Source organism: Streptomyces sp. NBC_00078, from assembly GCF_026343335.1.
GTDB lineage: Bacteria > Actinomycetota > Actinomycetes > Streptomycetales > Streptomycetaceae > Streptomyces.
In genome coordinates, this window is sequence record NZ_JAPELX010000001.1 from 395,203 (window position 1) to 413,313 (window position 18,111).

Consider the following 18,111-nt stretch of genomic DNA (forward strand, 5'->3'; position numbering starts at 1 on the left):
CCGCCGACGTCACAGCGTGACCGCGAGCTCGGCCCACACCTGCTTGCCGCCGCTGACCGGCACGGTCCCCCATGTCTCCGACATGGCCTCGACGAGGAGGATGCCGCGGCCGCCGGTGGCCTCCCAGCCGATGCTCGTCGGCTTCACGGGGGTGCGGGCGGAGGAGTCGGCGACCGAGACACGCAGCTTGTTCTCGAGAAGGGTGAGGTCGAGGCGGACCTGGCCGTCGGTGTGCACCAGGGCGTTGGTGACCAGCTCGGAGACCACGAGAAGCACGGTGTCCATGCCGTCCGGGGTCACGCCCCAGGCACGCAGGACGCGCCGGGTGAAACGGCGGGAGTGTCCGACGGCCTCGGGGACACGCCACACGGTCCAGCTCTCGCGCCGCGGGCGCAGCGTCATGCCGTCGTAGCGCAGCAGGAGCAGTGCGACGTCGTCGCTGCGCCGGGCGTTGCCGAGCAGGGCGTCGGCGACGAGGCCGAGGTGGGCGGGGTCGGACACGGACAGTTCGTGGGCGAGGCGGTCGAGGCCGACGTCGATGTCTGCGTCGGCGGACTCGACGAGGCCGTCCGTGGTCAGGGCGACCACCGTGCCGGGCTGCAGCCGGAGCACGCTCAGCGGGAAGTCGGCCTGTCTGACCACGCCGAGCGGCGGTCCGCCCTCCACGTCCGGCACCTCCGTGCTGCCGTCCGGATGGCGCAGCACCGGCGGCAGGTGTCCGGCGCGGACGTACCAGGCGGAGCCCTCCTCCATGTCGACGTCGACGTAGCAGCAGGTGGCGAAGAGATCGGTCTCCAGGTCCATGAGGAGCCGGTTGGCGTGGGAGACGACCACGTCCGGCGGGTGTCCCTCCACGGCGTAGGCGCGCAGCGCGGTGCGCATCTGGCCCATCAGGGTGGCGGCGCTCGCGTTGTGGCCCTGGACGTCGCCGATGACGAGGGCGACGTGGTTGTCGGGCAGCGGGATCACGTCGTACCAGTCGCCACCCACCTCCAGGCCGGCCGTTGTGGGCAGATAGCGGGCGACGGCGACCGCGCCGGGCAGCTTGGGCAGGCGGCGGGGCAGCAGCTGGCGCTGGAGCATGCCGACGAGTTCGTGTTCGGCGTCGAAGGCGTGGGCGCGCATCAGGGCCTGGCCCGCAAGGCCGGCGGAGGCGGTGAGCAGGGCCCGTTCGTCGGGGCCGAAGTCGTGCGGGGTGTCCCAGCCGATCAGACAGGCGCCGGCCATGCGGTTGCCGGCGGGCAGCGGCAGGACGGCGAGTCCGCCGGGGCCGACGTCCGCGAGGGCGGGCTCCAGGGGCGTGCCGGCGGGCCAGATGTGGGCGCGGCCCTCGCGCAGTGCGGCGGCGAGGGTGGGCATGGCGCGCACCGGAGCGTCGGGCCATTCGCTGCGCCACTCCATGCGCCACAGCTCGGGCCAGGACTCCGGTTCGGGCGGGTCGAGGACCGTGACGACGAGCCGGTCGCCCTCCAGCTCGGCGAGCGCGATCCGGTCGGCCTGCAGTGGTTTGCGCAGGGCGGCGACCACGGCCTGGCTGACGTCGCGGACGGTGCCGGCGGTGGCGAGCATGGCGGCGAGACGCTGGACGCGGGCCACGTCGGTGACGTCGGAGCGCAGTTTGGAGGCGTCACCGACCGTGCCCACGAGCCTGGCGGGCTGTCCCTCGCCGCCGGCCTGCAGGCGTCCGCGCAGGCTGAGCCACTTCGGCGGGCCCGAGGGCTGCAGGACCCGGAACTCCAGCTCACGGTCGCCGATGGACATGTGGTCGGCCTCGACCACGGACATCAGCGAGGGCAGGTCCTCCGGCACCGTGAGGCCCAGCAGGGTCTCGACCTTGCCGTCGAAGTCGGCGCGGGTGAGGGCGAACAGCTCCAGGATGTCGTCGCCGACCTCGACCCGGCCGCTGTCCATGGCGAGGCTGAACCCGTTGGACGGCAGCTCGGCGCCTTCGACGGCCCGGGCGGGGGTGGGGCAGCCCACGGCATCGGCGATCAGTTCGAGGCACTTGCGGTCCTCGGTGTCGAACCCGTCGGGCCGCTCGCTGACGGCCAGCAGCGAGCCACCGCCGTCCTCGCCGCGCGCGGGCAGCACGGCCAGGAAGAAGTCCCGCGACGGTGTCCGCCGCGCCTCGGGGCACCGGGCGAGTTCCTCCGGGTCGAGCCACACCGGGCTCCCGGAGCGATGGCTGTCGGCCACCGGGGAGGTCCCGGACCGTGGATAGCTGTCGCGCAGGCCGAGCAGTGTCCTCGGCACGCCCGCCGACTCGACCAGGCAGAGCAGTTCGCCGTCGTCCCCCGGTGTGTACACGGCGGCGAAGGCCGCACCGGCGTAGACGAGTGCCTGCTCCAGGACGCGACGCACCCGTTCGGGCGAAGCCGGACCGGATGTGAGCGCTTTCAGGGCACCTTCGGCACGCAGAGTTCTCGTTCTGCGTCCCTCAGCGCCCTCACTGACCACGTCCGCAATTACAGCGCGTATGGGACGCCCGCGCAGCCCCTGTGAGCATTCCGTGGAACGCGTCGTGCGGGTCCACTCGAAATTCGCCGAACATGTCTTTACACATGCGTAGCGCACGGTGATCTCGTGACAGACGTGACTGTCCGGGACCGCGGGCCGGCTGGAAGTGTCGATGCCGGGCCACGGAGGGGGACGCATGGACAAGCGGTACGAGGTGTACGCGCTGGCGGACAGACACTTCTACGAGACGCCGGACCGGCTCTTGGCGCCGGGACAGCAGGGCGCGCCGCTTTTCGACACCGCGCGTCGTGAGGTGCCCGAGGGCTGGCGGTCGGCACGGATCGGCGACTGGCTGACGCTGACCCCGCTCGACGCGCACGGGAGCCCGCTGCCCGGCCCGGCGCAGGGCTGGAAGATCCACGCCTCGGCCACCCGGGCCGACGCGGAGCGCATCGCGGCGATCGTGTGGGACTACTGCGTGCCGCGCCGGATCCCGTTCAAGTTCGTGCCGGGCCCGCATCTGCTGCACCTGCGCAACACCAAGTACGCGGCCCGCGACACGAGCGGCAAGTTCGTCACCGTCTACCCGGCCCACGAGGAGCAGCTCCACCAGGTTCTGCGCGAGCTGGGCCGGCTGCTGGAGGGTTTCGAGGGGCCGTACATCCTCACCGACCTGCGCTGGTACGACGGTCCACTCTATGTGCGCTACGGCGCTTTCGCGCGCACCTTCGTCGTCGACGAGCGGGGCTCACTCGTACCGGCGGTGCGGGACGGCGCGGGCACGCTGGTGCCGGACCGGCGGGCGCCGTCGTTCCAGGTGCCGGACTGGGTGACGCTGCCCGCGTTCCTCGAACCGCACCTCGCGGCCCGCAACACCACGACGGTGGGCGAACTGCCGTACCGCATCGAGAAGGCGCTGCACTTCTCCAACGGCGGCGGGGTGTACGCGGGCACCGACACCCGGGACGGGAGCCGGATCGTCCTGAAGGAAGGGCGGCCGCACGCGGGCCTCGCCTCGGACGGCGCGGACGCGGTCGCCCGGCTGAAGCGCGAGAAGCTGGCGCTGGAACGGGTGGCGGGGACCGGTGTGGTGCCGGAGGTGCGGGACTGGTTCACGCTGGGCGACCACCGGTTCCTGGTGATGGACTTCCTGGAGGGGCGCCCGCTCAACTCCTTCTTCGCCGAGCGGCATCCGCTGCTCACGCCGGACCCCGATCCGCAGGCCGTGGCCGCCTACGCCGAGTGGGCGGTGCGCATCCACGGGGCGGTGGAGCGGGCGCTGGAGGCGGTGCACGCGCGCGGGATCGTCTTCAACGATCTGCACGTCTTCAACATCATGGTCGCGCCGGACGGGGAGTCGGTGTTCCTGCTCGACTTCGAGGCGGCGGCGCCGGTGGCGGACAACGGCCGTCAGGTCGTCGCCCACCCGGGCTTCTTCGCCCCGCCCGACCGGACGGGCCTCGACGTCGACCGCTACGCGCTGGCCTGCTTACGGCTGGCCCTGTTCCTGCCCGTCACCACCCTGTTCGTGGTCGACCGGGGCAAGGCGGCGCACCTGGCCGAGGTGATCGCGGACCAGTTCCCGGACGTACCGAAGGAGTTCCTGGACGAGGCGGTCGAGGAGATCACGCGGGGCGCCGGCGTGGGTGCCCCGGCGTTCGTACGGCCCGGTGACCGGCCGCACAGCCGTGACTCGATGGTCAAAGCGATCCTCGCCTCGGCCACCCCGGAGCGCGACGACCGGCTCTTCCCCGGCGACATCGCCCAGTTCTCCGACGGCGGCGGGCTCGGGCTCGCCCACGGCGCGGCCGGAGTGCTGTACGCACTGGCCGAGACCGGTGCCGCGCGGTACGAGGAGGGCGAGCGCTGGCTACTCGACCACACGCACCCGGCGCCGCCCGGCACTCCGCTCGGACTGTACGACGGTCTCGCGGGCGTCGCCCATGTCCTGGACCGGCTCGGCCACCGGCAGCGAGCCCTGGATCTGGTCGAGGGCATCCTCGCCGAGAAGTGGCAGAACCTCTCCTCCGACCTGCACGGCGGTCTGGCCGGCCTGGGACTGGTCCTCGGTCAACTGGCCCGCAGCACGGGCGAGTCGGAGCTGCGCGAGCGGGCCGGCGAGGCCGCACGGATCCTCGTACGACGACTCGCCGAGCCGCGGCCGGACACGCCGCGGCGGCGGGCCGGGCTGCTGCGGGGAGCCAGCGGGCCCGCACTGTTCCTGCTGCGACAGTACGAGTGGACCGGCGATCCGGAGCTGCTGGCGGCGGCCGGTGCCGCTCTGCGCCGGGACCTCGAGTGCTGCGTGGTGCGCGAGGGCGGAGCGCTGGAGGTCGACGAGGGGTGGCGGACGCTGCCGTATCTCGGCGACGGCAGCGCCGGAGTGGGGATGGTGCTCGACGACTACCTGGCCCATACCGGCCCCGGGACCGGGGAGTTCGAGCTGGTGCGCCAGGGCGTTCTCACCGCCGCCACCTGTCGCTTCTACGCGCAGCCCGGCCTCTTCCAGGGCCGCGCCGGGATGATCCTGCACCTCGCCCGTACGGGCGCCACGGACCGGTTGGCCGAACAGATCGACGCTCTGGGCTGGTTCGCGATGGACTACCAGGGCCAACTGGCCTTCCCCGGGCACCAGATGATGCGGCTGTCCATGGACCTGGGCACCGGAACGGCCGGGTGCCTGCTCGCGCTGAGCGCGGCTGCGGACGCCGGGTCCACCGCTCATCCGCCCACCGCTCGTCTGCCCTTCCTGCCGCCGCTCCGGCGGCCCTCATGACGCGGCTCCGCAACCTGACGGAGTCGTGACGCAACCCCGTCCCCACGGGTGGACACCGACGAAAGGACACGAGATGGCACTGCTCGACCTGCAGACGATGGAGTCCGACGAACACACCGGCGGCGGCGGCGCAAGCACCGTCAGCCTGCTCTCCTGCATCAGCGCGGCGAGCATTCTGCTCTGTCTCTGACGAGCATCGTGCGCTCACGGCTCCGGGCGGTCCGCTCCCACGAGGGAGGGGCCGCCCGGGGTCCTGGGCGCGGTCCCATCGACCCCGGATGCGAGGCCACGGCCGTATGACGACTCGTGCCGAGCCCGTACGCGGCTCCGCCCTGCTCAACTCGGCCACCCGGCACAGCACTTCCCGCTGCGTGGCCCTGTGCCTCATGAGCACGGCGTCCACCGGTGCCGGTCTCCTCCTGCCGGCCGCTCTCGGCCGTACCCTCGATCTCCTCCTGGCACACACCCCGGCGACCGGCTGGGTGGTGTACTGCGCGGGGATCGTCCTGCTGCTGGCGCTGCTGGACGCCTGCGAGACCGTGCTGGGCGGCACCGTCGACGCCCGGACGACCGGGTGGCTGCGGCGCCGGCTGACAGGGCATGTGCTGGCCGTGGGCCCGCGCGCCGGCGCCCGCTTCGGCCCGGGTGAACTCGTCGCCCGTCTCGTCGGCAACGCGGCTCAGGCGGGGACCACTCCGGCCGCCCGCGCCGCACTGCTCGCCGCGCTCGCCGGCCCCGTGGGGGGCATCGTGGCGCTCGGCCTGATCGACCCCTGGCTGGCGGCCGTGTTCCTGGCCGGAGCACCGGTCCTGACCCTCCTGCTGCGTGCCTTCGCCCGTGACACGACCCGGTGCGTGGCGGACTACCAGCGGCTCCAGGGGCGGATCGCGGGCGCGCTCGCGGAGGCGGTCGCCGGCCGCCGCACCATCGAGGCGGCGGGTACGGCGGACAAGGAGGCGGCGCGGATTCTGGGGCCGCTGCCGGAGCTGTCTCGGGCGGGACACCGCATGTGGCGGGTGCAGGGACGGGCCGCGGCACAGACGAGCGCCGTGGCTCCGCTGCTGCAGCTGGGCGTCGTCGCCGTGGCCGGAGTTCTCCTCACCCGGCATCGGCTGTCGGTCGGAGACGTCCTCGCGGCCTCGCGGTACGCGGTCCTGGCGACCGGCGTCGGCGTGCTGGTCGGCCAGTTCGCGAGCCTGGCCCGGGGCAGGGCGGCCGCCGGGCGCCTGGACGAGGTCCTCGGAGAGCCGGCCACCGCCCATGGTGCACGCCGGCTGCCGCCCGGACCGGGCCGGCTGGAGCTGCGCGGCGTGACGGCCCGCCGCGGCGGACGCACTGTCCTCGACGGCCTCGACCTCGTCGTCCCCGGCGGCACGACACTCGCCGTGGTCGGCCGTTCCGGCACGGGCAAGTCACTGCTCGCCGCGGTCGCCGGCCGGCTGGCCGACCCGGACGCCGGAGAGGTCCTGCTGGACGGCGTCCCCCTCCCCCACCTGACCCACAACGACCTTCGCCGATCCGTGAGTTACGCCTTCGAACGCCCCTCGCTCCTCGGCACCACCATCCAGGACGCGTTGCGCCTCGGCGTGCGGCGCCCCTCCCCCGCACGCATCCGCGAGGCGGCCCGCACGGCACGGGCGGACGACTTCGTCCGCCGCCTACCGCACGGCTACGCCACCCGCTGCGCCGACGCTCCCCGCTCCGGCGGCGAGTCCCAACGCCTGGGCCTGGCCAGGGCGTTCGCCCAGGACAGCCGCCTGCTCATTCTCGACGACGCCCTCTCCAGCCTCGACACGGTGACGGAAGCACAGATCACGGACTCCCTGCTGGCCCACGGCTCGGGCGGCACCCGACTCCTCATCGCCCATCGAGCGGCCACGGCGGCCCGGGCGGACGCGGTGGCGTGGCTGGACGGGGGGAAGGTGCGGGCGGTGGGGACGCATGCGGAGTTGTTGCGGATCGCCGGGTACCGGGCGGTGTTCGGGGACGGGGGGCGGACATGAGCGGGGGGATCCGGGTGCGGGGTGTCCGGTTCCTGTGGGCGCGCCGGGGCGTCGTCCTACGGCTCGGCGGCTGGTCCGTGCTGGAGACCGGGCAGACCTTCGTCACCGGGTACGCCCCGGCGCGGGCCCTCGACTCGGGGTTCCTGGCGGGGCGCGCCGATGCCGGGCTCGGCTGGCTCGCCGTGGCCGGGCTCGCCGTCGTCGTGGGTGCGGTGGGGACCGGGCGGGTCTACGGCGCCGTCGCCGCGTTGGCCGAACCCCTCCGGGACCGCCTCGTCGAGGGTGTGGTCGGGCGTGGGGTCCGGGAGGCCGACGACGGGGTGCTCTCGTCGCTCACCCAGCAGGTGGAGATCGCGCGCGACACCTTCGCGGGGCTCGTGATGGTGTCGCGGTCGTTCGTGTTCACCGCGGTGGGGGCCCTGGCGGGGCTGCTCTCGCTCGCCCCGCTGCTCCTGCTGGTGGTCGGGCCGCCGCTCCTGGCCGGGGTGGCCCTGTTCGCGGCGTCGCTACGGCCGCTGGCCCGCAGGCAGGAGGCGTTCCTCGTCGCGGACGAGGCGCTGGCCGAGCGTCTGGGTGCCGTCTGCCCGGGGCTGCGGGACATCACGGCCACCGGTGCCGAGGAACACATCGCCGCCGACGCGGGGGACCACATCGACGCCGAAGTGCGGGCCGCCCGTTCCCTTGCCCGCTGGGGGGTGCTGCGCGTGGCGTCGCTCGCGATCGGCGGCCAGTTCCCGATCGTGCTGCTGCTCGCCGCCGCACCCTGGCTGCTCGCCCACGGCGTCACCGCGGGTGCCGTGGTCGGCGCCCTCGCCTACATCGCCCAGTCCCTCCTCCCGGCCCTCCGCAACCTGGTCCACGGCCTGGGCACGAGCGGCTCACGGCTGACCGTGGTCCTACGCCGGCTGACGCCGCCCTCAACACCTGGCGGCGACAAGCAAGACCCTCCCGCTCAGCACCACCGCCCCACCCCCAAGGCCCACGGCGCCCCCGACACTCCCGCCCTCTCCCTCACCTCCCTGACCTTCGCCTACGGCCCCACCGCCGTCCCCGTCATCGACAACCTCGGCCTCACCCTTCCCCGCGGCTCCCACCTGGCCGTCGTCGGCCCCAGCGGCATCGGCAAGTCCACGCTCGCCGCTCTGGTCGCGGGGCTGCTGGAACCGTGTCGGGGCACGATCCGGGTGGGCGGGGAGGCGGTGCCGTCAGCCGCTGCGGCGCGCCAGCGGGTGCTCATCCCCCAGGAGGCGTACGTCTTCACCGGCACCGTCGCGGACAACCTCACCCATCTGCGGCAGGACCCCGTGTCCGAGGCGGAGCTGTGCGCGGCGGCCGACGCGGTGGGGCTCGGCCCGCTGCTCGACGCGCTCGGCGGACCGGGCGCCCGGGTAGACCCGGCGGCGCTCTCCGCGGGCGAACGGCAGCTGATCGCGCTGACCCGGGCCTATCTGTCGCACGCCCCGCTCGCCCTGCTCGACGAGGCGACCTGTCATCTGGATCCGCAGGCGGAGGAACGCGCCGAGCGGGCCTTCGCGCGCCGGCCGGGCGGCACCCTCGTCGTCGTGGCGCACCGCATCAGCTCCGCCCGGCGCGCGGATCGGGTGCTGGTCATGGACGGACCGGGTTCGGCGTGCGGAACCCACCAGGAGTTACTGGAGACCTCGCCGCTGTACCGGGAGCTCGTCGGCAGCTGGACGCCCGTGCCGTCACAGCCAGCCCTCCCCCTGGGAGATACGGATCGCGTCGATGCGGTTGCGGGCCCCGGTCTTGCGGGTGATGGCCGCCATGTAGTTGCGCACGGTCCCGTGGGACAGATGGAGGCTCCCGGCGATCTCCGCGACGGAGGCCCCCTCGGCGGCGAGGGATAACACGCTCAGCTCCCGCCGGGTCAGCGGCATCTCGGCGGCCTTGAGGAAGCCGAAGCCCAGGGAGTCGTCGACGAAACGTTCACCCTGGGCGACCCGCCGGATTCCGCGCACCAGATGATCCGGCGACCCCTCCTTGTCGACATAGCCGAGCGCGCCCGCCTCGATGGCACGTTTCAGCAGGCCGGGTCTGTTCGCGCCGGCGAGCACGAGAAGTCTCGGCGGGGCCCCGCCCGGGCCCCGGGGGCACAGGTCACCGAGCGGCGCGATGCCGTACGCGTCCGCGCACTCCAGGTCCGCCGCGCACACATCGGGCCGCAGGGACCGCACGCGGCCCGGCGCGCTGCGCCAGGGCGCGTCCTCCACTCGGAGATCGGGTTCACTGCGCAGCCACTGCGCCAGCACCGATCGCACCAGACACTCGTCATGCACCAGAAGTACTCGGATCACTGCCCGCCCCTCAGCTTTCCGTCCGCCCGTCGGATTGGTGGTGAACGCGTGCCCATTCTTAGCGTCCGCGACCGCCCTGGGGCGCGAGGATCCGGCCAATGCGGAGCGTGGGGGCGCACGCCCGTCAACCCGTGCACCACCCTGCGCATCGACTGAGGCGGCATGGTCCGCGGCCGAAGGGGTAGGCGACGGTTCTTCACCGTGCCGGGGGTGGTGCTGCGTCCGTTTTTGCGGGCCGGGTGTGACGTCGCCTCACCGCTCGCCATGCGCGACGGGCCGCCAAGGGGCAGATTTAGTCCCTGGAACCCGTCACCCGGCCGTGCGAGGAGGTGGTCGGCGTGCCCGACGGGCAGACGTCCGCGCAGGCTCCGGCGGCCGCGCGGACGCGAGTGGGCCGTCCGCTGCTGTCCCTTGCGCTGGCGTCGATGATGGACGACGTCCACGCGCACTCAGGCGCGGTGTATCTGCTGGCGTCCCGCGAACCGGTCCTGGAGATGGCCGTGATGGCGGGGCTGCCGCGGGCCTTCGCCGCGCCGTGGGAGCGGGTGGGACTCAGCGCGCCCATCCCGGTCGCCGACGCCGTGCGTACGCGGCGGCTGGTGTGGGTGGGTGGCGAGGAGGAGATGGCGCGCCGCTATCCGCGCATCGCCGTCGTGCTGCCGTACCCCTTCGCACTGGCCGCGATGCCGGTGGCGACGGAGTCGACGGCGTACGGCGCGGTCTTCGTGACCTGGCCCGGCGCCCATCCGCCCGAGCTGTCCGACCGGGAGCGGGACCATCTGACCGCGGCCTGCGACCGGCTCGCCATCCGGCTGGAGCGCGCACTGGAGGACAGTCTTCCGCCGCTGCACGAACCCGATCTGCTCGGCGTACCGCCGGTGGGCGGCGCGGCCGGCACGCTCGGCACGGTGGAGGCGGCACGGATGGTGGCACGGCTTCCGTACGGGCTGTGCTCGCTCGATCTGCACGGGCGGATCTGCTTCGCCAACGCGGCCGCGGCCGAGCTGATCGGGCTCCCGGTCAGCAAACTGCTGGGCACTCAGCTGTGGGCGTCGGTGCCCTGGCTGAACGACCCGGTGTACGAGGACCGCTACCGGGCCGCGCTGCTCAGCCAGCACACCACCTCGTTCGTGGCGGTCCGGCCGCCCGGGGACTGGCTGTCGTTCCGGATGTATCCCAGTACGACCGGGCTCAGTGTGCGGGTCACGCGGGCGCGGGCGGTGGCGGAGATGAACCGGGCCGGGCCGCAGCCCGGCGACGCCCCCTCCCGGCTGGTCACCATTTCGCAGGTGCTGACCCTGGCCGGTGCGCTGACCGAGGCCGTGGGGGTGCAGGACGTGGTGCAGCTGGTCGCGGACGAGGTCGCGCCGGCCGCGGGCAGCCAGGCTCTCGTGGTGCTCGGCTCGCGGGCCGGGCGGCTGCACGTGCTGGGGCACCACGGGTATCCGGACGCAAGCGTCGTGGAGCGGTTCGACGGACTTCCGCTGGCGGAACCGACACCGGGCACGAACGCCCTGAACACCGGGGTTCCGGCGTTCTTCGACTCCCGGGAGCAGCTGGAGCGCGTGTACCGGTCACGGCTCGCCACGCCGGACGGCTTCGAGGCCTGGGCCTATCTGCCGCTGATCGCCTCAGGGCGCCCGGTGGGCACGTGTGTGCTCGCCTACGCCGAACCACACCCGTTCCCCGCGGACGAGCGGGCGGTGCTGACCAGCCTGGGCGGTCTGATCGCGCAGGCACTGGAGCGTGCCCTGCTCTACGACGCCAAGCACCAGCTGGCCCACGGCCTGCAGGCCGCCCTGCTGCCGCACTCACTGCCGACGCTGCCCGGCATCGACGCCGCCTCCCGCTATCTGCCCGCCACCGACGGCATGGAGATCGGCGGCGACTTCTACGACCTGGTCCCCACACAGGGCATGGCCGCGGCGGTGATCGGGGACGTGCAGGGGCACAACGTGACCGCGGCCGGGCTGATGGGACAGATCCGCACCGCCGTCCGTGCCTACACGACCGTCGGACAGCCACCCGAGGAGGTCATGCGCAGCACCAACCGGCTGCTCATCGACCTCGGCACCGAACTGTTCGCCAGTTGCCTGTACCTGCGTCTCGATCCCGCGCGCGGGCGGGCCGTGATGGCCCGGGCGGGTCATCCGCCGCCGCTGCTGCGCCGTCCCGACGGCCGGGTGCGGGTGCTCGATCTCGCCGGTGGCCCGCTCCTGGGCATCGACGCCTCGGCCGTCTATCCGACGACGCAGGTCGACCTCGCGCCCGGTTCCGTGCTCGCCCTCTACACGGACGGGCTGATCGAGTCCCCCGGCATCGACATCGAGGACGCGCTCGCCGGGCTCGGCCAGCGACTCGCCGAAGCCGGGGAGCTGCCCCTGGACGAGCTCGCCGACGATCTCGTCCAGCACAGCGCGGCCGCCAGGGAACGCCTCGACGACGTGGCGTTGCTGCTGCTCAGAGCCCGTGCGCAGGCCTGAGGGACAGGCCCTGACACGACGCGGTCCGGCCCTCCCGCCGGAGGGCCGGACCATCCACCGTCGACCGGGACCTCAGGTCGGGTCGGGTCGGTCAGTGGGTCTCGGTCCGGGACGAACCGTCGCCCGCACCGGTACCGGACTGGTCGCCGGCACCGACGCCGCTCTGGTCGCCGGCACCGGCACCGGCCCCGGACTGATCACCGATCCCTGACTGGTCGCCGGCACCGACGCCGGACTGATCACCGGCCCCTGACTGGTCGCCGGCCGTCGCGGACGGGTCCGCGGTGCCGGCCTGGTCGCCGCCACCGACGGCGTCGCCGCCGCCCGCCTGGTCGCCCGCGGAAGCGGACGGGTCGGCGGTACCGGCCTGGTCGCCCGCACCCGCACCCGCGCCGCCGTCGCCGAGCGTCGCGCCCGTGGCCTGGAGGGCGGCGGTGACCGGCTGGAAGAAGGTCTCGCCACCGTTGGTGCAGTCACCGCTGCCGCCGGAGGTCAGACCGACCGCGCCGCCATCCTGGGTGAACAGGGAGCCACCGCTGTCGCCGGCCTCGGCGCAGACGTCGGTCTGGATGAGACCGTTCACGGTGTCGACGCCACCCGGATCGGTCTCGCTCTGGAAGTTCACGGTGGCGTCGAGGCCGGTGACCGAGCCGTTGTGCAGACCGGTGGTGCTGCCCATCCGGAAGACCTGCTCACCGACGGTGGCGTCGGCGGCCTGGGTGATCTGGACGGCCTGGCCCTCGCCGGTGTTGACCTCGCTCGCCGTCTGGGTGGCCGGGTCGTCGTACTTCACCAGCGAGAAGTCGTTGCCGGGGAAGGTGGCCTGGTCGACCGTGGCGACGGGCTGCCCGGTCTCGGAGTCGGACCACGCCTTGGCGGCCACACCGCAGTGGCCGGCGGTCAGGAAGGCCGGGCTGCCGTCGCTGGCCGTCACGTTGAAGCCGAGGGAGCAGCGCACGGTGCCGCCCTCCGCCTGCGCGAAGATGGCGTCGCCGCCCGACACGAGCGTCTTGAAGGTGCCGGAGGACTTCTTCACGGTCGCCATGTCGGCGCCGAGGCTCTTGACCGTCGACGTCAGTCTGTCCCACTTGGCGCCGGTCACGCTGCTGTCGGCGGTGACGGCGAGCTTGTTGGTCTTCGGGTCGACCGCCCAGGCCGTGCCCGGGATGGTCGCCTTCGCCTTCAGGGTCCGTGCGCCCGCCTTCAGCGCGGCGAGGCTGTTGCCGACCTCGCGGACCTTGGCGCCCGCCTTCTTCGCCTGGACGATCACGTTCTTGTCGCCGGATATGACGTTGACGACCAGCTGCTGCTTGCCGGAGTCGTAGTACGACCCGGCGAAGGCCTGACCGAGCATGTCCTGAAGCTGCGAGGCGAGATCCGATGCGTCGGTAGCCTTCAGGGTCTTGGGGGCGGCATCGGCCGACGAGCCGTCCTGCGACGCGTTGGCGTGCGGCAGCAGGATTGCGGCTGCGCCGAGCGCCACGACGCTGCCTGCCGCGATCGCGGCCTTGCGCTTCGGAATTCGCTTGTGACTCAAGCTTCTCGACCTCCTGGGGGGACCGGAGTGTGTGCCGCCGTCCGGCGGCTGTTCTGTTCGGGCGCCTGGATGGCTGTTGGTACGCACGGGTGTCGCGGTGCGTTCAATTCCGTTTGCCAACTCGCTTTGCCCGATGCCGAATCGGCCACGACCCGTGCCTGACGCAACGGCGCGGGGAACAATCGCCCATATGACGATGACCACCGCCGAAGCCGACAAGATCCTTTCCGCCAACTTCGCCCCCTGGGGCCTCGAACTGGGCCTGACGGTCGAGTCGTTGGCCGACGGCCGGGCCACGCTGCGACTTCCCTGGTCGGACCGTCTGTCGCGGGAGGGCGGGGGGCTGTCGGACAGGCGCTGATGGCCGCCGCCGACACGGCCACCGTGATCGCGGTGGCGGCGGCACTCGGGGAGTACGGCCCCATGACGACTGTTCAGCAGTCCACGTCGTTCCAACGCGCGGTGACCGGTTCGGATGTCCTGATCGAGGCGGTGCTCACCAAGCTGGGCCGCCGTATGGCGTTCGCGGACACCACGATGACCGACGCGGCATCAGGGGAACTCGCGGCGCGCGCGAGCACGGTCTATGCACTTCTGGGCTGACACGGCCTGGGCGCTTCCGGGCTGACACGGTCCGCAGTCGATCGGCAACGGTCTGTTCAGAACACCGATCGGAATCCCGGCTTCAGTGAATCTGCACATCCAATACGCAACCAAGTCACCGCGGGCGAAGGATCTGCACACCGCGACAGCTCCGGCCACGTCATTGGGACGGGAGTGTCGGATTCGTCGACACCTCGGCAAGGCCGTGGACCGGCCAATGCGGTGGCGCATGTGAAGAACTCGCCGCCGAGCCGTGCGCACACCTGCACCGTTCGGTGCCCCCTAGATCCAAATTGCCTGGTGAGACGCCTGGTTGATTGGAAGCGCGGGCCCGCCGCGTGCTTTGATCCATCGCACCGCGGGGGCCGCGAAGGGTTCCTGGAAACGGGCGCCCGGCGCTCGCGGTTCGCGGCCGTCGCTCTGTCCCCAGAGGGGTGCCGCTCCCCCCTTGTGAAATACCCATACGAAGGGAAGTTCCATCATGAACTCCACCCCCCGTGTTGAGACCGTCGAGATCTCTGACGCCGAGCTCGACAACGTCTCCGGCGGTCTTTCGGTGAACGCGGTCAACACCGTCACCGGTGCGCTGGACGGCATTGCTCCCGTTTCCGGCCTGGTCGACACCGCCGTCGGCACCGTCGAGGGTGTGACCGGCCTGAACACCGCCCCGGTCACGGGCCTGGTCGCCGGTCTCTGATCGCACACCTTTTGTGATCGTCGAGTCCCGGAGCCGTCTTTCGGCTCCGGGGCCTTCGGTTGCCGTGCTGCATTTCCCGGGGACCAACCCCCGGACCTGCAGCAGAAGAACAGGCCAGCCAGCGTGACCGGCGCGGACATCGCGAGGCGACCCTGAACAAACCAGCCGGCTCGTGCGAGCCGGTCCTCTCTCGTTTTCAGGTGAGGGAAGTTCCGTGCAGTTCCGCCAGCAGGCCCTCGCCAAGCTCCAGTCGCCGGAGGAACTCGACCTACCGGTGCGTTTCGCCCGCCCTCAGGGCTGGCTCGTGCTGTCCGTGACGGTGGTCGCGATGGCGGCCGCCTCGGTGTGGGCGGTGACCGGTTCGGTGACCTCCACGGTCGGCGCGCCCGCCATCCTCACGCACGGTGAGGGCAGTTACATCCTGCAGAGCCCGGTCGCGGGCCAGGTGACCGCTGTGCTGGCCAAGCAGGGTGAGCGGCTGCCGGCCGACTCCCCGGTGCTCAAGGTCCGTACGAGCCAGGGCGCCACCGTCGTCCGCACGGTGGCGGCGGGCCGGATCACGGGACTGGCCGCCACCATCGGCCAGATCATTCAGACCGGCGCGAACGTCGCCGCGGTGGAGAAGGTCGCCAAGGCCGACGATCCCCTCTACGCCACGGTCTACGTCCCCGCCGAGAACGCGGCCTCCATCCCCGCGAACGCCGCCGTGGACCTGACCGTCTCGTCGGTGCCGACGCAGACGTACGGCGTGCTGCGCGGTCATGTGAAGTCGGTGGACCGCTCGGCCCAGTCGGCCCAGCAGATCGCCTCGTTCCTCGGGGACAGCCAGCTCGGCGAGCAGTTCACCAAGTCGGGCCGCCCGGTCGCCGTACTCGTACGCCTGGACAAGTCGTCCGGCACGAGGAGCGGTTACCGGTGGTCGTCCAAGGACGGGCCGCCGTTCGACCTCACCTCCATGACCCTGGCCTCGGGTTCCATCCGGCTGGCCGATCAGCGTCCCGTCGATTGGCTGCTGCCGTGAGCACCGCACAGGAGACGCGGAGCAGGCGTCGCGCCGCTCCGCCCAAGCGTCCCGTTCCCGTGGGCAGGGCGAAGACCGTCCGCACTCCCACCGTGCTCCAGATGGAGGCGGTGGAGTGCGGCGCGGCCTCTCTGGCGATGGTCCTCGGCCACTACGGCAAGCACGTCCCGCTGGAGGAGCTGCGCATCGCGTGCGGTGTCTCCCGCGACGGCTCGCGCGCCAGCAACCTGCTGAAGGCGGCCCGCAGCTACGGCCTCACCGCCAAGGGCATGCAGATGGACACGGCCGCCCTCGCCGAGGTGAAGACGCCGGCCGTCCTGTTCTGGGAGTTCAACCACTACGTCGTCTACGACGGCATGGGGCGCCGCTTCGGCCGCCGCGGGGTCTACATCAACGACCCCGGCAAGGGCCGCCGTTTCGTGCCCATGGAGGACTTCGACGGCAGTTTCACCGGTGTCGTGCTGGTCATGGAGCCGGGCGAGGGCTTCGCCAAGGGCGGCCGCAGGCCCGGTGTGCTCGGCGCGATGCCGGCCCGGCTGCGCGGCACCGCGGGCACGATGCCCGCCGCGGTCCTGGCGAGCCTGCTGCTGGTCGCGGTCGGCGCGGCCGTGCCGGCGCTCAGCCGGACCTACATCGACGAGTTCCTGATCGGCGGGCAGACCTCCCTGCTCGGCGTGCTGTTCGCGTCGATGGGTACGTCCGTGCTGCTCACGATCGTGCTGACCTGGCTGCAGCAGGCGAATCTGCTGCGCGGCCGCATCGTCTCCTCCACCCTCTCCAGCGCCCGGTTCCTGCGGCATCTGCTGCGGCTGCCCGTCACCTTCTTCTCCCAGCGCAGCCCGGCCGACCTGGTACAGCGTCTGCAGTCCAACGACGCCGTGGCCGAGACCCTGGCCCGCGATCTGGCGGCGGCGGGCGTCGACGCGGTGGTCGTCGTGCTCTACGCGATCCTCCTCTACACCTACGACCCGCAACTCACCTTCCTCGGCATCGGCGTCGCCCTGTTGAACATCGTCGCGATGCGCGTCGTCATCCGTCTGCGCGCGACCCGGACGGCGAAGCTGCGCGCGGACAGCGCCCGGCTCACCAACACCGCCTACACCGGGCTGCAGTTGATCGAGACGATGAAGGCGACCGGCGGTGAGGACGGCTACTTCCGCAAGTGGGCCGGTCAGCATGCCACCACGCTGGAGGAGCAGCAGCGGCTCGGGGTGCCGAGCGCCTGGCTGGGTGTGGTCGCGCCGACGCTGGCCGCCCTGAACAGCGCCCTGATCCTGTGGATCGGCGGCATGCGCGCGGTGGAGGGAGGCATCTCGGTGGGCCTGCTGGTCGCCTTCCAGGCCCTGGTCACGCGCTTCACCGCACCCATCACCCGGCTCAACGGCGTGGCGGGCCGCATCCAGGACTTCGCCGCCGACGTGGCCCGTCTGAAGGACGTCGAGAACTTCCGGGCCGACCCGCTCTACGGCCGCCCCGGCGCCGGCGACTCCACGCGCCGCCTGCACGGCCACGTCGAACTGCAGAACATCACCTTCGGCTACAACCCGCTCGACAAGCCGCTGCTCACCGGCTTCGACCTGACCGTCGGCCCCGGCCAGCAGGTCGCCCTCGTGGGCGGATCCGGCAGCGGCAAGTCCACGGTCTCGCGCCTGATATCGGGCCTGTACACCCCCTGGGAAGGCGTGATCCGCATCGACGGCCGACGCCTGGACGACATCCCGCGCGGCGCGCTCGCGGCGTCCGTCTCCTTCGTGGACCAGGAGGTCTTCCTGTTCGAGGGCTCGGTCCGCGACAACGTCGCCCTGTGGGATCCCTCGATTTCCGACGACGCCGTGGTGGACGCGCTGCGGGACGCGGCGCTCCACGACGTCGTGACGCGCCGCCCCGGCGGCATCCACAGCAAGGTCGAGCAGGACGGCCGCAACTTCTCCGGCGGGCAGCGTCAACGCCTGGAGATCGCAAGGGCGTTGGTGCGCAGGCCGAGCATCCTGGTGCTCGACGAGGTGACGAGCGCCCTGGACGCGGAGACGGAACAGGTCGTGATGGACAACCTGCGCCGGCGCGGCTGCGCGTGTGTGGTGATCGCGCACCGGCTCAGCACCGTGCGTGACAGCGACGAGATCGTGGTGCTCCAGCACGGCACGATCGTGGAGCGCGGACGGCACGAGGAGCTGGTGACGCGCGGTGGCGCGTACGCGGCGCTGGTCAGGGAGCGATGA

At 72.3% G+C, this 18,111-nt stretch carries 10 protein-coding genes and 2 pseudogenes; 9 read left to right on the top strand and 3 right to left on the bottom strand.

Features of this window, described 5'->3' with window-relative positions:
• Positions 1 to 9 precede the first annotated feature (9 nt).
• Positions 10 to 2,457 carry a SpoIIE family protein phosphatase gene (locus tag OOK07_RS01835; protein WP_266794756.1) on the bottom strand — a complete coding sequence of 816 codons (2,448 nt, stop codon included), beginning with the start codon at positions 2,455 to 2,457 and terminating at the stop codon, positions 10 to 12.
• 196 nt (positions 2,458 to 2,653) lie between these two features.
• Between OOK07_RS01835 and lanKC the strand changes: the two genes are divergently transcribed.
• From lanKC to OOK07_RS01855, 4 genes and pseudogenes are all read left to right on the top strand, one after another.
• Positions 2,654 to 5,233: a class III lanthionine synthetase LanKC gene (lanKC, locus tag OOK07_RS01840; protein WP_266794757.1), complete on the top strand. Its 2,580-nt coding sequence runs from the start codon at positions 2,654 to 2,656 to the stop codon at positions 5,231 to 5,233.
• Between the two features lie 73 nt (positions 5,234 to 5,306).
• On the top strand, positions 5,307 to 5,423 hold the full coding sequence (locus OOK07_RS01845; protein ID WP_266794758.1) for a SapB/AmfS family lanthipeptide: 117 nt from the start codon (positions 5,307 to 5,309) through the stop codon (positions 5,421 to 5,423).
• 106 nt (positions 5,424 to 5,529) lie between these two features.
• Positions 5,530 to 7,236, top strand: coding sequence for an ABC transporter ATP-binding protein (locus OOK07_RS01850; protein WP_266794759.1), 1,707 nt, complete (start codon positions 5,530 to 5,532; stop codon positions 7,234 to 7,236).
• A 380-nt stretch (positions 7,237 to 7,616) separates the two neighbouring features.
• Positions 7,617 to 8,711: pseudogene (locus tag OOK07_RS01855) on the top strand (ATP-binding cassette domain-containing protein); the annotation flags it as partial.
• 231 nt (positions 8,712 to 8,942) lie between these two features.
• Here OOK07_RS01855 and OOK07_RS01860 read toward each other — a convergent pair.
• Positions 8,943 to 9,551: a response regulator transcription factor gene (locus OOK07_RS01860; protein ID WP_266794760.1), complete on the bottom strand. Its 609-nt coding sequence runs from the start codon at positions 9,549 to 9,551 to the stop codon at positions 8,943 to 8,945.
• A 329-nt stretch (positions 9,552 to 9,880) separates the two neighbouring features.
• Here OOK07_RS01860 and OOK07_RS01865 point away from each other — a divergent pair, with 329 nt between their 5' ends.
• Positions 9,881 to 12,034 (top strand): SpoIIE family protein phosphatase, encoded by a 2,154-nt coding sequence (locus OOK07_RS01865; RefSeq protein ID WP_266676219.1) that lies wholly within the window; start codon positions 9,881 to 9,883, stop codon positions 12,032 to 12,034.
• Between the two features lie 91 nt (positions 12,035 to 12,125).
• On the opposite strand, the gene OOK07_RS01870 is transcribed toward OOK07_RS01865, so the two are convergent.
• Positions 12,126 to 13,571: a S1 family peptidase gene (locus OOK07_RS01870; RefSeq protein WP_266794761.1), complete on the bottom strand. Its 1,446-nt coding sequence runs from the start codon at positions 13,569 to 13,571 to the stop codon at positions 12,126 to 12,128.
• A gap of 190 nt (positions 13,572 to 13,761) precedes the next feature.
• Here OOK07_RS01870 and OOK07_RS01875 point away from each other — a divergent pair.
• The 4 genes and pseudogenes from OOK07_RS01875 to OOK07_RS01890 all read left to right on the top strand — a co-directional run bounded on the left by OOK07_RS01875 (position 13,762) and on the right by OOK07_RS01890 (position 18,111).
• Positions 13,762 to 14,174: pseudogene (locus OOK07_RS01875) on the top strand (PaaI family thioesterase).
• A gap of 481 nt (positions 14,175 to 14,655) precedes the next feature.
• Positions 14,656 to 14,871 carry a type A2 lantipeptide gene (locus OOK07_RS01880; RefSeq protein ID WP_266676223.1) on the top strand — a complete coding sequence of 72 codons (216 nt, stop codon included), beginning with the start codon at positions 14,656 to 14,658 and terminating at the stop codon, positions 14,869 to 14,871.
• A 214-nt stretch (positions 14,872 to 15,085) separates the two neighbouring features.
• On the top strand, positions 15,086 to 15,892 hold the full coding sequence (locus OOK07_RS01885; protein ID WP_266676225.1) for an HlyD family efflux transporter periplasmic adaptor subunit: 807 nt from the start codon (positions 15,086 to 15,088) through the stop codon (positions 15,890 to 15,892).
• Positions 15,889 to 18,111 carry an NHLP family bacteriocin export ABC transporter peptidase/permease/ATPase subunit gene (locus OOK07_RS01890; RefSeq protein ID WP_266794762.1) on the top strand — a complete coding sequence of 741 codons (2,223 nt, stop codon included), beginning with the start codon at positions 15,889 to 15,891 and terminating at the stop codon, positions 18,109 to 18,111. Before OOK07_RS01885 ends, OOK07_RS01890 begins: the two co-directional genes overlap by 4 nt.